At 37.3% G+C, this 14,510-nt stretch carries 21 protein-coding genes; 15 read left to right on the forward strand and 6 right to left on the reverse strand.

Features of this window, described 5'->3' with window-relative positions; all coding sequences use genetic code 11:
* Window positions 1-50: 50 nt before the first annotated feature.
* The 4 genes from AB8525_RS05255 to AB8525_RS05270 all read right to left on the reverse strand — a co-directional run bounded on the left by AB8525_RS05255 (window position 51) and on the right by AB8525_RS05270 (window position 2,721).
* Window positions 51-680 (reverse strand): C39 family peptidase, encoded by a 630-nt coding sequence (locus tag AB8525_RS05255; RefSeq protein ID WP_369149928.1) that lies wholly within the window; start codon window positions 678-680, stop codon window positions 51-53.
* Window positions 677-1,219 carry a hypothetical protein gene (locus AB8525_RS05260; RefSeq protein ID WP_369149929.1) on the reverse strand — a complete coding sequence of 181 codons (543 nt, stop codon included), beginning with the start codon at window positions 1,217-1,219 and terminating at the stop codon, window positions 677-679. Before AB8525_RS05260 ends, AB8525_RS05255 begins: the two co-directional genes overlap by 4 nt.
* A gap of 525 nt (window positions 1,220-1,744) precedes the next feature.
* On the reverse strand, window positions 1,745-1,984 hold the full coding sequence (locus AB8525_RS05265; protein WP_369176688.1) for a hypothetical protein: 240 nt from the start codon (window positions 1,982-1,984) through the stop codon (window positions 1,745-1,747).
* Window positions 1,985-2,040: 56 nt separating this feature from the next.
* Window positions 2,041-2,721, reverse strand: coding sequence for a hypothetical protein (locus AB8525_RS05270; RefSeq protein WP_369176690.1), 681 nt, complete (start codon window positions 2,719-2,721; stop codon window positions 2,041-2,043).
* Window positions 2,722-2,739: 18 nt separating this feature from the next.
* On the opposite strand from AB8525_RS05270, the gene AB8525_RS05275 reads away from it, so the two are divergent.
* The 12 genes from AB8525_RS05275 (at window position 2,740) to AB8525_RS05330 (ending at window position 11,649) form a co-directional block, all read left to right on the forward strand.
* Window positions 2,740-3,402 carry a transposase gene (locus AB8525_RS05275; RefSeq protein ID WP_369176691.1) on the forward strand — a complete coding sequence of 221 codons (663 nt, stop codon included), beginning with the start codon at window positions 2,740-2,742 and terminating at the stop codon, window positions 3,400-3,402.
* An 82-nt stretch (window positions 3,403-3,484) separates the two neighbouring features.
* Window positions 3,485-3,661 (forward strand): DUF6722 family protein, encoded by a 177-nt coding sequence (locus AB8525_RS05280; RefSeq protein WP_369149938.1) that lies wholly within the window; start codon window positions 3,485-3,487, stop codon window positions 3,659-3,661.
* Window positions 3,662-3,810: 149 nt separating this feature from the next.
* On the forward strand, window positions 3,811-4,074 hold the full coding sequence (locus AB8525_RS05285) for a hypothetical protein (protein WP_369149940.1): 264 nt from the start codon (window positions 3,811-3,813) through the stop codon (window positions 4,072-4,074).
* A complete protein-coding gene (locus AB8525_RS05290) occupies window positions 4,058-4,624 on the forward strand; it encodes a hypothetical protein (protein WP_369176693.1) in 567 nt (188 codons plus the stop codon). Before AB8525_RS05285 ends, AB8525_RS05290 begins: the two co-directional genes overlap by 17 nt.
* Before the next feature lie 100 nt (window positions 4,625-4,724).
* On the forward strand, window positions 4,725-5,525 hold the full coding sequence (locus AB8525_RS05295; RefSeq protein WP_369176694.1) for a DUF2797 domain-containing protein: 801 nt from the start codon (window positions 4,725-4,727) through the stop codon (window positions 5,523-5,525).
* Window positions 5,526-5,535: 10 nt separating this feature from the next.
* Window positions 5,536-5,859 carry an FKBP-type peptidyl-prolyl cis-trans isomerase gene (locus tag AB8525_RS05300; RefSeq protein WP_369176695.1) on the forward strand — a complete coding sequence of 108 codons (324 nt, stop codon included), beginning with the start codon at window positions 5,536-5,538 and terminating at the stop codon, window positions 5,857-5,859.
* A gap of 1 nt (window position 5,860) precedes the next feature.
* A complete protein-coding gene (alaC, locus tag AB8525_RS05305) occupies window positions 5,861-7,048 on the forward strand; it encodes an alanine transaminase (RefSeq protein ID WP_369176696.1) in 1,188 nt (395 codons plus the stop codon).
* Window positions 7,045-7,884: an ATPase gene (locus AB8525_RS05310; protein ID WP_369149948.1), complete on the forward strand. Its 840-nt coding sequence runs from the start codon at window positions 7,045-7,047 to the stop codon at window positions 7,882-7,884. Before alaC ends, AB8525_RS05310 begins: the two co-directional genes overlap by 4 nt.
* A complete protein-coding gene (locus AB8525_RS05315) occupies window positions 7,875-8,930 on the forward strand; it encodes a homoserine O-succinyltransferase (protein WP_369176697.1) in 1,056 nt (351 codons plus the stop codon). The genes AB8525_RS05310 and AB8525_RS05315 overlap by 10 nt, the downstream gene beginning before the upstream one ends.
* A 23-nt stretch (window positions 8,931-8,953) precedes the next feature.
* Window positions 8,954-9,955 (forward strand): A/G-specific adenine glycosylase, encoded by a 1,002-nt coding sequence (gene mutY, locus AB8525_RS05320; RefSeq protein ID WP_369176698.1) that lies wholly within the window; start codon window positions 8,954-8,956, stop codon window positions 9,953-9,955.
* Window positions 9,956-9,964: 9 nt separating this feature from the next.
* Entirely contained in the window at window positions 9,965-10,891 is a 927-nt protein-coding gene (gene ribF / locus AB8525_RS05325) for a bifunctional riboflavin kinase/FAD synthetase (RefSeq protein ID WP_369176700.1), read from the forward strand.
* Window positions 10,885-11,649 carry an ion transporter gene (locus tag AB8525_RS05330; RefSeq protein WP_369176702.1) on the forward strand — a complete coding sequence of 255 codons (765 nt, stop codon included), beginning with the start codon at window positions 10,885-10,887 and terminating at the stop codon, window positions 11,647-11,649. Before ribF ends, AB8525_RS05330 begins: the two co-directional genes overlap by 7 nt.
* A gap of 83 nt (window positions 11,650-11,732) precedes the next feature.
* On the opposite strand, the gene AB8525_RS05335 is transcribed toward AB8525_RS05330, so the two are convergent.
* Window positions 11,733-12,410, reverse strand: a complete 678-nt coding sequence (locus AB8525_RS05335; RefSeq protein ID WP_369176704.1) for a tetratricopeptide repeat protein — start codon at window positions 12,408-12,410, stop codon at window positions 11,733-11,735.
* Between the two features lie 377 nt (window positions 12,411-12,787).
* Window positions 12,788-13,123, reverse strand: a complete 336-nt coding sequence (locus AB8525_RS05340) for a hypothetical protein (RefSeq protein WP_369176705.1) — start codon at window positions 13,121-13,123, stop codon at window positions 12,788-12,790.
* Between the two features lie 4 nt (window positions 13,124-13,127).
* Between AB8525_RS05340 and AB8525_RS05345 the strand changes: the two genes are divergently transcribed.
* The 3 genes from AB8525_RS05345 (at window position 13,128) to AB8525_RS05355 (ending at window position 14,428) form a co-directional block, all read left to right on the forward strand.
* Window positions 13,128-13,343, forward strand: coding sequence for a hypothetical protein (locus tag AB8525_RS05345; RefSeq protein WP_369149957.1), 216 nt, complete (start codon window positions 13,128-13,130; stop codon window positions 13,341-13,343).
* A 120-nt stretch (window positions 13,344-13,463) separates the two neighbouring features.
* Window positions 13,464-14,075, forward strand: a complete 612-nt coding sequence (locus tag AB8525_RS05350) for an IS1595 family transposase (protein WP_369176706.1) — start codon at window positions 13,464-13,466, stop codon at window positions 14,073-14,075.
* A complete protein-coding gene (locus AB8525_RS05355) occupies window positions 14,072-14,428 on the forward strand; it encodes a hypothetical protein (RefSeq protein WP_369149959.1) in 357 nt (118 codons plus the stop codon). The genes AB8525_RS05350 and AB8525_RS05355 overlap by 4 nt, the downstream gene beginning before the upstream one ends.
* The last annotated feature ends 82 nt before the right edge of the window (window positions 14,429-14,510 follow it).

A 14,510-nucleotide genomic window follows, 5' to 3' on the forward strand; every position in this document is an offset into this window, starting at 1 on the left:
AGTAGCCTGTCCCCATTTATTCTCATTTATTACTGTCCCCATTTATTATTTTACAAGTTATGTAATGCTTGTAAACTACTTGCAAGAGAAGTTTGTCGTTTCGGTATTTTTGTGAAAAAATCAACCGACTGTTTAACTTTATGGTTAGGTAATATTGCTAATATCTTTCCTTTTAACAATTCATCATTTCTAGTGTCCCACATATCTAAAAACTGAGATTTACTGTAGGTGCGATTACCCAATGCTGAGTCAGCTAGCCAAATAGTATTCTTATCAATACCACGTAATACTGAAAAATGATTATCTTTTCTATGCTTTAGATATACAATTGTTGGTATTTTGATCTTTGATAATTGTTCAAAAGATAAAGCGTAACCTACGCCACGAAAGCCAAACTTTGGTAAAACTTTTGCCATGTCGTCAAATGAAGCACGACCATCACCCTTGTCCATTGCCTTTAACAGTTCTATTTCGGTAAATGATTGATTGTAAAACTCATTTAGCAATGTTGCCATTGATGCCGCACCACAAGAATAATCTTTGTCTTGTTTAACAATGCTAGCATCTCTCAATGCCTTCCAGGTTTTGACTTTTATTTCAACACCCGTACTTGATAAAGGCACAATGACACCTGCATTAACGCCAAACGTCAAACAAAATAATAACCAAAATTTCATCATACTGGCGGTAAAGTTGGCTCTGGTAATAGCCCAATGGCAATAAAAATAAGGCTGGTAGCAATCATAAATGCGAATAAAATAATTGTGCCAAGCGACATAGCGAGTAAACTAAAACCTAAACCCACAGCATTTGCCTTGGCAAAAGCAAAGAAAAATACCAATAATGAATAACCAACTACCACTAATTGCAAGTAATCAAAACCCCCATGAAACTGTGATAAAAATATCAATGGAATTGTCAATAAATCAATGATACTGGCAAGCACGCTTAAGGCAAATAATGCTTGAAATGTGGCATTTTTTTGCTTTAGTTTTAACAAACCGACCAAAGACCAAGTTACTCCTATAATTATTGGTACCATTGATAACATTAATAAAAAGTGTGTGATAAAATTAATTTCCGGCGGATGTGGTAACAATAAACCAAATGCCGTACTAATAAAAATCGTTAAACCAATACTGGTTTTAAATGAATATTTTTGGTAATACTCAATCGGTTCAGGTTTAAATTTAAGTAAGTTTAGAATGTCTTTAATCATTTAAATATTCTTATAGGTTAACGAAACAGGTGTATAAACAACACCAATAAAACAACAATTACAAATATAAGTTCGGGCATGTTTGCCCAAAAATATGCCCTCCCCCTTCCTCATCTAAAGGAAAACTGTTTTTTTTCTTAAAAAATATTTTTCTTATCAGACTGATTACCATCTCTAAAGTTTTTTTAGAAATCATTATAAATATTGTAAAAATTTTTAAAATAATTTTATTTATTGAAAAAGTCTCAATTCAATAATACCCATCCAAAAATTAACTTTCCCTGCTTCTGATTCCATTGATTTTTTCGTAATTTACTACACTTAAAAAAATCGGTTTAATTCTCAAGTTTTATAATCATTTTTTTTATTTTTTCTGTATTTAATTGCTTTATAGATAAGATAAACGATTAACTCAAGTCCGCCAAGAAAGATTATTATAGAAACAATACCCATAATATTAATATAGAAAAAATAAGCCTTAATTAAAAGGCTTATTTTTTTAGTTAATTAAATTTAAATGTTAACTTAATAGGCTGGTCTGGACCAAAGCATCCGAGAGGCAAAAGCCCAAGCCACCCAAACCCAAGCGCCTTCTGTCTCCTGCATCTCAACACTTGATAATTTCGCTAAGTCCATTGACTGAACTTGTGTATTATCATTACTAAAAATTAAATTAGCATCATTGCTAACTGAATTTGCCATTGGTGATGTTACCATCATAAAACTTGCTAGTGTTGCTAACAAGAGTGTTTTTAAATTTTTCATCATATTCTCCTTGTTTGATGAATAAAAATAGGAGCAACTTTCTAACGGGTTGTTAGTTAAAAACTATACAGCCAATTAACCCTCAGATCCGCTCCCCCACGACCTGAAATATTCGCTTTTAAGGTGGTATTGATAATGCTATTTTTTGCTTGCCCGTAACCCATGTCTAATATTAAATCAGTGCTAGTTGAGCGTACCCCTTGTGAAATGTTATTAAATTTATCAGCTTGTTTATTCATCCACTGAAATCCTGTTGTTAAGGTAATGACATCGTTAACAGCAAAACCAACAGAAGGTGAAATAAAGAGAAAATTACCTGGTTTATAATCAATATCGCCATCTTTTCGAGTTTGACTAAAGCGATAGCCACTAGTAAGTGATAGTACAATTGGGTCAATTGCCCGATAAGTAGTAATTCCAATTTGTTGCGATTTAAATTGGGCATTATCAGAAGCATAATTTTCATACAAAGCGGCTTCAATCGAAACAAGTAGTGCTGGTGTGTTGTTGTTTTTTGAGAGTTGATAATTGAATCCTGCCCATACGTCTGCTAATTTGGAATCATTTGCACTTGAGGAGCCGGATAAATCAGTAACCCGATTATTGCTATTTAAATAATCAGTGCGAACATAGGTTTCAAAATTATCACTTAAACCATAACGAGCGCTCAAGGCAATAATAATAATGGGGACATAAAATAATGGGGACAGGCTACTTTTTATGATATAATTCCCCACTTTTACCCCAACACTAAAATGCCACGCATACCAAGAGGTCAAACCCAAGGCGGAATCTATCATATTATCAATAGAGGAAATATGCGTATGCAAGTTTTTGATGGTGAGGATGATTACGAGTTTTTCCTAAAATTATTAAAAACAGGGCTAGAAAGAGAGAATATTGAGTTACACGCCTATTGTCTAATGCCTAATCACTTTCATTTATTACTTGTACCACAAGGTGAAAATAGTCTGAGTAAATTTATGCAATGGGTGATGACTTCTCATGTGCGTTATTATCATAAGAAAAACAAAACCTCAGGACATATTTGGCAAGGTAGATTTAAAAGTTTTATTGTTGAAAAAGACAGTTATTATCTAACTTTGATGCGCTATATAGAGGCTAATGCGTTAAGGGCTGATTTAAGCAAAACAGCACAAGATTGGCAATACGGGTCATTATCAGAAAGAGTTTTTAGAAATAGAAAGATATTGAACAAGCCTTATGGAGAACTAGATAACTGGGTGGAATATGTCAATACGCCACAAACTCAAAAAGAAATAGATAAAATCAGAAACAGTATTAATAGACAAGCACCACTTGGCAATGAAAACTGGGTTATAAAAATGGCAAAGAAGCATGGTTTTCTGTCAACTCTAAAGGCTAGAGGAAGACCAAAAAATAAGAAAAAACTATGATAAAAGTAGCCTGTCCCCATTTATGATTTGGTGCTTCATCACACCGAAAAACAAATAATGAAAAATGTGCTAAAATACAGTTATGAAAGAAAAAATTGCTGATTATTTATTGGATATTTCCAAACTCATTTTTGCAGGTGTGGTGTTAAGTACTATTTTGCAAGTTGAAGGTGTATCTAAATTAGTTATTTTATCAATCGGCATATACGCCACGATGATATTTGCTGGCATTGCATTTATGTTAATAAGGAGGAAGTGATGGAAGCACTATTTTTATTTTCTGGTCTTGCTATAGTTGGTACTGTAGCATTTATTGCTATTTTTTGGTATCAACGCACACACACCTAACAAATCATTCCAGCCGACCGCTAACGCGTCGGCTGAATTCAAGCGTTAGGTGTATGAAATATGAATGAAAAAGAAAATAAGAAATCAATCATAAAGAGATTGTCAAAATGGATAACCAAACTTGATACTTTATTGGGTGGTATTAGGAATATAGTTTTAGTTATTATCGCCATTACCCTTATGGTTATTGCTAGTAATTCACAATATTTACGGGAGATTTATTTTAGAAGCATAGATGTAAGAGTGATAAACACCCCCGATGTAGATGTAACAAATTTTCCTAGCAGTATAAGCGTGGATAACCTTTATGAAATCAGTAGATAAAGCAAATAATGCAATACAGAGTCTAATAAGTGACTTTAAAAAATGTCCAAATAAATACTTAACTGAAGATGATGTAAGAATTCATTTGTGTCATTTATTAATGAATGACTTTAGCGAAATTGAAAAAACAGAAGATAATGATTGTTCAATATCGCTACATACTGAAGTACGCTGGTGGGGAGATGAACATTTAAAATATCGTTCAGACATTGTGCTTTTTGATGTTTCAGATATGCAAGTAACAAAAAAGAAAATACTAGAATTGAAAAATCACACACAAAAAGGCTATTCCGCCAATAAAATAAAAGGTGTTATTGAAATAAAATTTAGAAGAAACAAGGGCGATTCCAATAATCAATTTTTAAAGAAAATAAAAAGTGATTGTGATAAACTCACAAAAATTAAAACTATGCTAGAGATTGACGGTGAAAATAAAAATACTTTCTATTGTTTAATTGTTCTTGATAAAAAACAAAACATGAAAGATAAATTGAATAATTTAATTTATGTTAGATATGAGTTTGCCAATGAATATTGTGAAAACACCTAACAAATCATTCCAGCCGACCGCTCGGCGCACCCTTTGGGTAAACGCATTGGCTAAATTCAAATGTTATAAATAAATATTTCTTTATTCAAAAAAAATAAAAATGCAAAAAATAGGCGATATACAAAAAATGCACACCACGCTTGAAGAAGGCAATGCAACATATCAATTGCCAATCGGTAACGAGATGGTGGCAATGAATGAATTAGTGGGGCAAGAAATATCGCTCACATTTAACGGCACAATCAGTTGCTCAAACTGTGGCGTAGCAACTAAAAAAAGTTATTCTCAGGGCTATTGCTATCCGTGTTGTCGGGATTTGGCGCGTTGTGATTTGTGCATTATGAAACCTGAAACTTGCCATCATCACCTCGGCACTTGTCGTGAGCCGTTGTGGGGGCTGGACAATTGTTTTGCGCCGCACATTATTTATTTGGCAAATTCATCTGGTATTAAAGTTGGCATTACTCGCAAGGGTAATATCCCCAGTCGTTGGATTGACCAAGGTGCTATAGCCGCTTTGCCAATACTTGAAGTAGATACACGACTTAAATCTGGGCAATTAGAGATGGCATTGAAAGACTTTGTAGCGGACAAAACCAACTGGCGAAAAATGCTGAAAAATGAAGTGGAAGAAGCGGATCTTGTGGCGATGAAAAATCAACTGTTGCCAAAAGTATCAAACTTAATGATGGATTTAGATGCAGTAGAGTTAGACAATGAAGTAATAAAAATTAATTATCCTGTGGTAGAATATCCAGGCAAAATTACCTCGTTAAACTTTGACAAAACGCCTGAAATTTCTGGCATTTTACGGGGCATTAAGGGGCAATATTTATTATTAGACACGGGCGTGCTTAATATTAGAAAATTTAGCTCATATAATATTACACTAGCTTATTAAGGAAATACAAATGGCAGAATTACAAATAGAAGATATTGAGGCTGGTAAAGGCAAGGCTTGTAAGGCGGGAGATTTTATATCTATGCATTATACGGGTTGGTTGACGAATGGCAAAAAATTTGATTCAAGTGTTGATAGAAACGAACCTTTTGATTTTAAACTCGGCGTAGGGCAAGTAATTTCTGGCTGGGATCAAGGTGTTGAAGGTATGAAAATCGGCGAAAAACGCAAATTGACTATTCCCTCAAAATTGGCTTATGGTGAGTTTGGTGCGGGACCTATTCCACCGAGTGCTACGATTATTTTTGAAGTTGAATTATTAAAAATTAAATAAAATGAATGAAGATTTCCCACGAATAAAAAGATTGCCTGCTTATGTGTTTGCTATTACCAATGAATTGAAGGCGGAGGCGCGAGCTCGGGGTGAGGATATTATTGATTTTGGGATGGGTAATCCTGATCAGCCGACGCCTGACCATATTGTGGAAAAATTAGTAGAGGCGGCGCGGCGGCCGAATACGCATCGGTATTCGACTTCTAGGGGGATTCCACGGTTGCGTCAGGCGATTTCGCATTGGTATAAAAGGCGTTTTGATGTTGATATTGACTCAGAAACTGAGGCGATTGTTACGATTGGCTCTAAAGAAGGGTTGGCGAATTTGGCACAGGCGGTGGTGGGGAATGGTGATACAGTTTTGGTGCCTAACCCTGCTTATCCCATTCATCCGTATGGGTTTGTGATTGCGGGGGCGGATATTCAGCATGTGCCGTGTGGGCCGGAGGATGATTTTTTTGCAGAATTGGAACGCTCAATTAAAAACACTTTTCCAAAGCCAAAAATGTTGGTGCTTAATTATCCGTCCAATCCAACCACGGAATGTGTGGAATTGGAATTTTTTGAAAAAGTGATTGAGATTGCCAAAGCACATAAAATTTGGGTGATTCAGGATTTGGCGTATGCGGATATTGTGTTTGACGGTTATGTAGCACCGAGTATTTTGCAGGTGGAAGGGGCTAAGGATATTGCGGTGGAGTTTTTCTCATTGTCAAAAAGTTACAATATGCCCGGTTGGCGAGTGGGCTTTATGGTGGGTAATGCAACCTTGGTGGCAGCGTTGGCAAAGATTAAATCTTATTTGGATTATGGTATGTTTACGCCGATTCAGGTGGCAGCGATTGAGGCGTTAGAAGGCGACCAAACTTGCGTCAAAGAGATTTCAAATATGTATCAGGATAGGCGTGATGTGTTGTGCGAAGGGCTAAATGCTATTGGCTGGACGGTAACACCACCTAAGGCGACGATGTTTGTGTGGGCAAAAATTCCTGAATTTTATCAGACGATGGGCTCGTTAGAATTTACCAAAAAATTATTAAATGTGGCAAAAGTGGGGGTATCGCCGGGGATTGGTTTTGGTGAATATGGGGATAAATTCGTGCGTTTTGGCTTGATTGAAAATGAACATCGCACTCGTCAGGCGATACGCGGCATCCGTGAAATGTTTAAACAAGACGGGGTATCGTGAGATTTTCTGCTGAAGAATTTTCACAATCAAAACACAAACGCTTAACACTGTTAGGTATGTCGGGGGTAGGCAAAACGCATTTGTCAAAACTGCTCTCTGCGGATGAAAAATGGTATCACTACTCTGGTGATTATCGCATTGGTGCCGAGTATTTAAACGATGCTATTTTGTCTAATATTAAACACAAAATTCGACAAGATGAAGACCTAGCAGAATTATTAAATAACGACTCAATTCGGGTAAAAAATCACATCACTTTTGACAATCTATCTTCGGTATCGAGTTTTTTAGGTAAAGTCGGCAATCCTGAGCAAGGCGGTTTACCGATTGATGAATTTATTAGGCGACAAGCTTTATTTTATCAGGCAGAAACACTTTCTATGTTAGATGTTCCAGCGTTTATTGAGCGTGCTAAAGCCAAGGGTTTTAATCATTTTATTAATGATGCAGGAGGTAGTTTATGTGAATTGGACGATGATAAAGTTTACCAATCATTAGCTGAAAATACACTTATTGTTTATATCCGTGCTAATGAAAACAATGAATTTGCTTTGATTGAACGCGCAAAAAACAAACCCAAACCTTTGTATTACAACCAAGAGTTTTTGAAAAAACAACTCGATATTTACTTGCAAGAAAACCAATTGATTTATGCGGCACAAATTAATCCTGATGAATTTGTACGCTGGATTTTCCCACGCCTGCTTGAACATCGAAAGCCCAAATATGAGGCAATTGCCCAACAATACGGCTACACTATTAACAGTGAAGATTTGTATCAATGCCAAAATGCCAACGAAGTATTTGAACTGATAGGGGCGACACTATGCCGTTAATTGCACATTCTAGCCTGCCTTCTTTTAAGCGACTTCAACAAGAGGGCGAGACGGTGTTAAGCAAAGACCGTGCTAATAATCAAGTCATTCGTGAATTGCATATCGGGTTATTAAATATGATGCCAGACCCTGCACTTGAAGCAACTGAGCGGCAATTTTTCCGCCTGATTGGGCATTCTAACCAAATTGCACAGTTTTATCTGCATCCCTTTACCCTGGCCTCTATTCAGCGTGGTGAAAAAGCACAAAAACATATTAATGCATATTATCAGGATTTTGATGAAATCAAGGCACAAGGCTTAGATGCGTTGATTATTACAGGCGCCCATGTGGAAGAGGCTAACCTTGAAAAAGCACCTTTTTACCAACAACTCAAAGAAGTATTGACATGGTCTTATGACAATGTTACCTCAACACTATGTTCATGTTTGGCAACTCACGCTGTGCTGGAATTTCGTTACGGACAAAAACGCCAGCCTATTGGCAAAAAATGTTGGGGCATTTTTCCGCATCAAGTATTAAACCGAAGCCACCCACTGATGAATGGGGTAAATACGCGTTTTGATGTGCCACATTCTCGTTTTAATAAAATCTCAAAGGCACAATTTGAATCCGCAGGCATTAAAATCTTAGTCGATAGCAAAGTTGGCGCACACTTATGTGTGAGTGAGGATTTACTTAGAATTGTATTTTTTCAAGGACATCCAGAATACGACACTATCAGTATGTTGAAAGAATATAAACGAGAAGTTATTGCCTATTTAACAAAAACACGCACCGATTATCCACCACTTCCCGAACATTATTTTTGCGAGCAAAATAAGGCTATTTTGAATGAATTTAAAGTCAAATTATTGGCAGGTGAATTTAAAATCAGTGATTTTCCTGAGACCTTAATTAGCCAAACTTTAGACAATACTTGGCACGATGCTGCTACTGCTATTATCAATAATTGGATTGGTTGCGTCTATCAAGTTACGCATAAAGAAGTGGGCAAACCGTTTATGGAAGGTATTGACCCACACGACCCGCTTAGGTTGAAGTAGTGCATCTAATCTCTAAACCACTATTGAAGTGGTTTGACCAATTCGGTCGTCATTCTTTGCCATGGCAAGCGTCAAATAGTAGCCCAGTTAACCCTTACCTTGTATGGTTAAGCGAGATTATGCTACAACAAACCCAAGTTATCACAGTGATTGAGTATTTTAATAATTTTATTCAACATTTTCCAGATTTAACCGCACTTGCTAACGCCGATGAAGATGCTGTTTTGGCACAATGGGCAGGGTTAGGCTATTACGCTAGAGCCAGAAATTTACACAAATGTGCCAAAATTGTTGTTACACAATATCAAGGGAAATTTCCAAAAACATTAAAGCAAATGATTTCCCTGCCAGGTATCGGTGAATCTACTGCAGGGGCAATTTTATCCATCAGTTTTGGGCAAAACCACGCTATTTTGGATGGCAATGTTAAACGAGTTTTGGCTCGCTACCACCAAGTTAAAGGGCATTACGGGCAAATAGCTACAATTAATGAATTATGGCATTTGGCACGACAACATACCCCCAACACCTGCAACGCCGATTATACGCAGGCAATTATGGATTTAGGTGCGACCTTATGCACACGAAGTAAGCCTGACTGTGAACGATGCCCGCTTGCACCGCATTGTTTAGCTAAAAAATACGACACACAAAGCCAATACCCCAACCCAAAACCGAAAAAAATCAAACCCACTCGCACAACCACAATGCTGATTTATCGCAATGAAAAAAAGGGTATTTATTTAGAAAAACGCCCTAAAAAAGGTATTTGGGGCGGGCTATGGAGTCTTGTAGAGTGTGAAAATGACGAAAAAATTATCGCTCAAACTATCAAAGAATTTGATACCAACGCTCGCATACAAACAAAATTACCAATAATAAAACACTCATTTACCCATTATCATTTAATAATTACCCCAATTGTAGTGAATTGCACAGACGCAGCATCCACTTTTCAATCTATTGCCCAATTAAAAGTCGGCTTACCCGCACCTGTGAAGAAAATCCTCGCCCAATTAGACTAAAATAACCCAATGAATTTAATCCGCGGACTACACAATCTAAAACCACAACAAGGCACTGTTGTTACTATCGGCAACTTTGACGGCGTGCATACAGGACACCAAAAAATCATCACCCGCCTAATTGAAAAATCAAAAGCACTGGGCATACCTTCTGTGTTGATTTCTTTCCTACCAACACCACAAAGTTTTTTTAATCACCCGCAGGCATCATTAAACAGTTTTAAGGAAAAACACCATTTATTATCTAAATTAGGCTTGGATATCCATCTTATTATTCACTTCAATCAAGCATTTTCTCAATTAGAAGCGGTTGATTTTGTGCAAAAAATTCTATTGGATAAATTAGCAATGAAACACTGCCTAATCGGCGATGACTTCCGCTTTGGTAAAGACAGAGTAGGTGATTTTGAATTATTGCAACGCCTATCAAAAACCAACAATTTCAGCGTAGAAAATACACCGAGTGTCCTATGCGACAATCATCGCGTCAGTAGTTCCAACATCCGCACCTACTTAAATCAAGGCAAACTGCACCTAGCAACACAAATGTTAGGCCGTGAATTTTCTATCACTGGCAAAATTATTCACGGACTTAAAAACGGTCGAAAAATTGGCTTCCCCACCATTAACCTCCCAATTAAACGCAAAATCAGCCCCATTCACGGCATTTTTGCCGTTACCGTTGAAATCGAAGGAAAAACCCATCAAGGCGTATGCAATATCGGCAATCGCCCCATAATCGGCGGTAAAAAAACGCTACTAGAAGTGTTTTTATTTGATTTTAATCGCACTATTTACGGACTTCAAGCCAAAACTACTTTTAAACACAAGATTAGAGACGAAGCAAACTTTGATGATTTTGAAACATTAAAACAACAAATCAAACACGATGTTAACGCTGCTAAAAATTACTTTACCAACCAATCCCAATGCTAAACACACTACAAAACACCCTACTCAAACTACACAACAACAAACTATTTGAATTCAGTGTCATTGGCGTTATTATCCTATCCTCACTATTAATCGGCGTTAAAACCTACGATCTAAATACCAACTATCTACTAATTTTAGAAGTATTAGACACAAGCGTAACCGTCTTTTTCTTAGCCGAAATCCTACTACGATTCACCACCTGCACCCACAAAAAACGCTTCTTCCACAACGCCTGGAATATATTCGACACCCTCATCGTAACCATCAGCCTAATCCCCATCGACCAAAGCGAATACGCCCTACTAGCCCGCCTAATCCGCATTTTCCGAGTATTACGCCTAATCAGCGCCATCCCCGAATTACGCCTACTGGTCAACGCCCTACTCAAAGCCCTACCATCAATGGGCTATGTACTCCTCCTAATGTTCATCCTATTCTATATGTATGCCGCTGTCGGCAGCTTTATTTTCGAATCCATCAACCCAGTCCTATGGGGCGACATTTCCATCTCTATGCTCACCCTATTCCGCATCGTTACTTTCGAAGATTGGACAGATGTCATGTATGAAACCATGGCAATACACCCATGGTCATGGCTATATTACCTCTCATTCATCTTCTTCAATGCCTTCGTATTCCTCAATATGATGATCGGCATTGTCATCGATAAAATGCAACAAGAACACAACAACGAAGAAGAAGGCGTCCACGAACGCCTAAAACGCATTGAGCAAAAATTAGACACCTTGTCAAAATGAACCCATCAGCCTAACCGTCCGCCCTAGATTGATTGAGCAATATATTGAGTTAGAGTGGTAATGGAGCAGTTATCAAGCAAGTCTTATTGTTGCTTTAATTCAGCATAATATTCGCAACCTGGTGCAAACTTTAAATCACAAGCCTTACCGTAATACTTCAAGGCTTTATTGATACTCTTTCTAACACCATCGCCATACTCATACATAACCCCAAGATTAGAACAACCCCTACCATTATTCAAATCACAAGCCTTTTGGTAAAACTTAACTGCTTTGAAATCATCTTGTTTAACGCCTTTGCCTTTTTCATACATAAACCCAAGATTAGAACAACCCAAGCCATCATTCAAATCACAAGCCTTTTGGTAAAACTTAACTGCTTTGAAATCATCTTGTTTAATGCCTTCGCCTTTTGCATACATAAGCCCAATATTAGTACAACTCCCACCATCATTCAAATCACAAGACTTTTGGTAAAATTTAACTGCTTTGATATAATCTTGTTTAACGCCTTCGCCTTCATCATACATAAACCCAAGATTAAAACAACCCCTGCCATAATTCAAATCACAAGCCTTTTGGTAAAACTTAACTGCTTTGATATAATCTTGTTTAACGCCTGTGCCTTTGAAATATGCAACCCCAAGATTAAAACACTGATCACCTGTATTACATTCATCTGTTATTGATTTTGCGTTGGCAGTTGATAGTGTACTGGCTAGTATTAAAATTGTAAGTGCTGTTTTTATGAAATTTTTCATTGTTATTTCCTAGGTATTAAGTTAAAAAATTCCCAATAAATTGGGAACTTGTCTCTCATTTTATAGTAATTAAGTAATGGCGAAGGAGAGGCTGGGGCTGAAAGTGCCGACTTCGCCATTGGTAATGCCATAGCGAGAGATGATGTGGCAGAATTGTCCTGTTTGGCTGGGGTCGAAGGTGAGTTTTAGGGTGGCAGTTTTGGTGGTTTTGTGGTTGGAATAAATGAGGGTGTCGATGGGTTCGCGGATATTGTTGATGACCCATTGCCAATCGATGATGTCAATGCGATCGGGGAGGCTGGGGCGGGTGCCTTGGTCGTGGCTGGCGGCGTGGTGGGCGGTAATGCGGGCGATTAGGTGTTCGATGTGTTCAAGTTTTAGGGTGGGGGTGGGGATGGTGTGGGAGGTGCGGGGTTTGTCTTGGTGGATGAAGAGGGAGGCGTAGTCTTGTTCGGTGAGAGTGGCTTTTTTGCTGATTTTAATGGTGGTGCGTAGGTGGAGAATCCAGGCATTAATCTCTTTGAAGTCGGCTTGGATTTGTTGGGTAATGGCATGGGTGCGGTGTAGAGGGCGATGTCGTTGTTGAGTTGGGTTTTGTAGGCGTTGAATTGGGTGAGTTGGGCGTTGTCTATGCCGAGTTCGACTTGTTTTTCGGAGGTGGCGTGGATGTAGGCATCCATTGTGTTCATTTCGTTATTGAGAGACCTTTGCATAAATATGAATAATCATCAAAACGCCATCTTTCATCAAATTACAAACTTTTTAAAAACACCCTTAGCCCTGCTAGGAGTGGATTTAAAAAATTTCCAATTTAATAAAATCTGTCATTTTGCTAATCATCCCTATTTATGCAAAGGTCTCATTGAGTTGAACATATCGTTTGCTTTGCATGGTATTTATCCTGTTATTAGTATTATTAAAAGTGTAAGATGATCAAAATACTTTAGTGGGGGGGGGTTGGACGCTTGAATAAAAAATATGGGACTAACTTACATTAATATCAATACCAACACGGTAAAATAGGCAGTATTTACAACACTACAAGATATAACAATGACCCAATACACAAACACCATCAGCACATTTGAACCATTAGAAAAATTCCCAACCGAAGAGTCTGATCGCCTATATTTTGAAAAAAAACTTTGGAATGGAAAGCCCAAGTGTCCATTATGTGCCAACCAAACACCTACGCAGATTTATCGCCACCCATCTCGTGCTGGCAAAACCATTGCCGTAAAGATGGATCAGGTCAATAGTATCAATATTCAGGCTATGATTGACAAGTATGTTGATAGCAATGCCACGCTTTGTACTGATGAAGCAACAGTATATAAAGGTATAGAGGACTATAAACAGTTAATGGTCAAGCATTCTGCTGGGCAGTATGTCGATGAGATTGCACATACTAATGGCATTAAGAGTGTTTGGGCACTGCTAAAACGAAGTTACATTGGTGTGTTTCATTATTTTTCCGACAAACATATTGGGCGTTATGTTGATGAGTTTGTTTTTAGGTTAAACAAGGGTAATGTTAAACCATCAACACTGGAGCGAATTGAATCAATGATGTTTGGATTTAGCGGTAATAGGCTATCTTACAAGATGTTAGTATTAATACAAGTTAGTCCCTACATTTTTTTTAAAAATCAAAATTTATCTTGACTCAAGAACAATTAACCTTTGCTATAATTTCTTGGATTGTTCTTACAAGTGTTATTTACACATTGACAGGATGGCGAAAGGTATTTAATTGCTACAAAATGTGGTTCAAAAAAGAATATTGGACTACTTACAATGTCATTGAAGCAGTTAGCTGGTGCATTAAGTCTATTATCATTGTACCAGGATTGATATTTGGCATTCAAATTTGGCAATTGTATTTTGTCGCTTTGTTAACAAGTATGTCTTTAATTTGGGCTAGCAACAAAAAATTACTTCCTACATTAGTAGGTTTTAATACGCTTTGGATTTGGTTGTCAATGATGGTTATATCTCAACACATATTAGACTCATAACTTTCAAAAAGCGTCCAATAAAAATCTAGCAGGTTATAGCGTTTTATTCTGGTTAATCACGCTTACACTGCCTTTTTTACCA

The sequence above is a fragment of the Candidatus Thiodubiliella endoseptemdiera genome (assembly GCF_964212635.1).
Classification (GTDB): domain Bacteria; phylum Pseudomonadota; class Gammaproteobacteria; order PS1; family Pseudothioglobaceae; genus Thiodubiliella; species Thiodubiliella endoseptemdiera.

What these genes read in the sequence shown, in the direction of transcription:
- AB8525_RS05340 (WP_369176705.1), bottom strand. Translation starts at nt 13,123, where the DNA reads ATGCAAAGGTCTCTCAATAACGAAATGAACACAATGGATGCCTACATC.
- AB8525_RS05300 (WP_369176695.1), top strand. Translation starts at nt 5,536, where the DNA reads ATGGCAGAATTACAAATAGAAGATATTGAGGCTGGTAAAGGCAAGGCT.
- AB8525_RS05345 (WP_369149957.1), top strand. Translation starts at nt 13,128, where the DNA reads ATGAATAATCATCAAAACGCCATCTTTCATCAAATTACAAACTTTTTA.
- AB8525_RS05285 (WP_369149940.1), top strand. Translation starts at nt 3,811, where the DNA reads ATGAATGAAAAAGAAAATAAGAAATCAATCATAAAGAGATTGTCAAAA.
- AB8525_RS05255 (WP_369149928.1), bottom strand. Translation starts at nt 680, where the DNA reads ATGATGAAATTTTGGTTATTATTTTGTTTGACGTTTGGCGTTAATGCA.
- AB8525_RS05330 (WP_369176702.1), top strand. Translation starts at nt 10,885, where the DNA reads ATGCTAAACACACTACAAAACACCCTACTCAAACTACACAACAACAAA.
- AB8525_RS05295 (WP_369176694.1), top strand. Translation starts at nt 4,725, where the DNA reads ATGCAAAAAATAGGCGATATACAAAAAATGCACACCACGCTTGAAGAA.
- AB8525_RS05275 (WP_369176691.1), top strand. Translation starts at nt 2,740, where the DNA reads ATGCCACGCATACCAAGAGGTCAAACCCAAGGCGGAATCTATCATATT.
- AB8525_RS05265 (WP_369176688.1), bottom strand. Translation starts at nt 1,984, where the DNA reads ATGAAAAATTTAAAAACACTCTTGTTAGCAACACTAGCAAGTTTTATG.
- AB8525_RS05315 (WP_369176697.1), top strand. Translation starts at nt 7,875, where the DNA reads ATGCCGTTAATTGCACATTCTAGCCTGCCTTCTTTTAAGCGACTTCAA.
- AB8525_RS05290 (WP_369176693.1), top strand. Translation starts at nt 4,058, where the DNA reads ATGAAATCAGTAGATAAAGCAAATAATGCAATACAGAGTCTAATAAGT.
- ribF (WP_369176700.1), top strand. Translation starts at nt 9,965, where the DNA reads ATGAATTTAATCCGCGGACTACACAATCTAAAACCACAACAAGGCACT.
- AB8525_RS05280 (WP_369149938.1), top strand. Translation starts at nt 3,485, where the DNA reads ATGAAAGAAAAAATTGCTGATTATTTATTGGATATTTCCAAACTCATT.
- AB8525_RS05350 (WP_369176706.1), top strand. Translation starts at nt 13,464, where the DNA reads ATGACCCAATACACAAACACCATCAGCACATTTGAACCATTAGAAAAA.
- alaC (WP_369176696.1), top strand. Translation starts at nt 5,861, where the DNA reads ATGAATGAAGATTTCCCACGAATAAAAAGATTGCCTGCTTATGTGTTT.
- AB8525_RS05335 (WP_369176704.1), bottom strand. Translation starts at nt 12,410, where the DNA reads ATGAAAAATTTCATAAAAACAGCACTTACAATTTTAATACTAGCCAGT.
- AB8525_RS05260 (WP_369149929.1), bottom strand. Translation starts at nt 1,219, where the DNA reads ATGATTAAAGACATTCTAAACTTACTTAAATTTAAACCTGAACCGATT.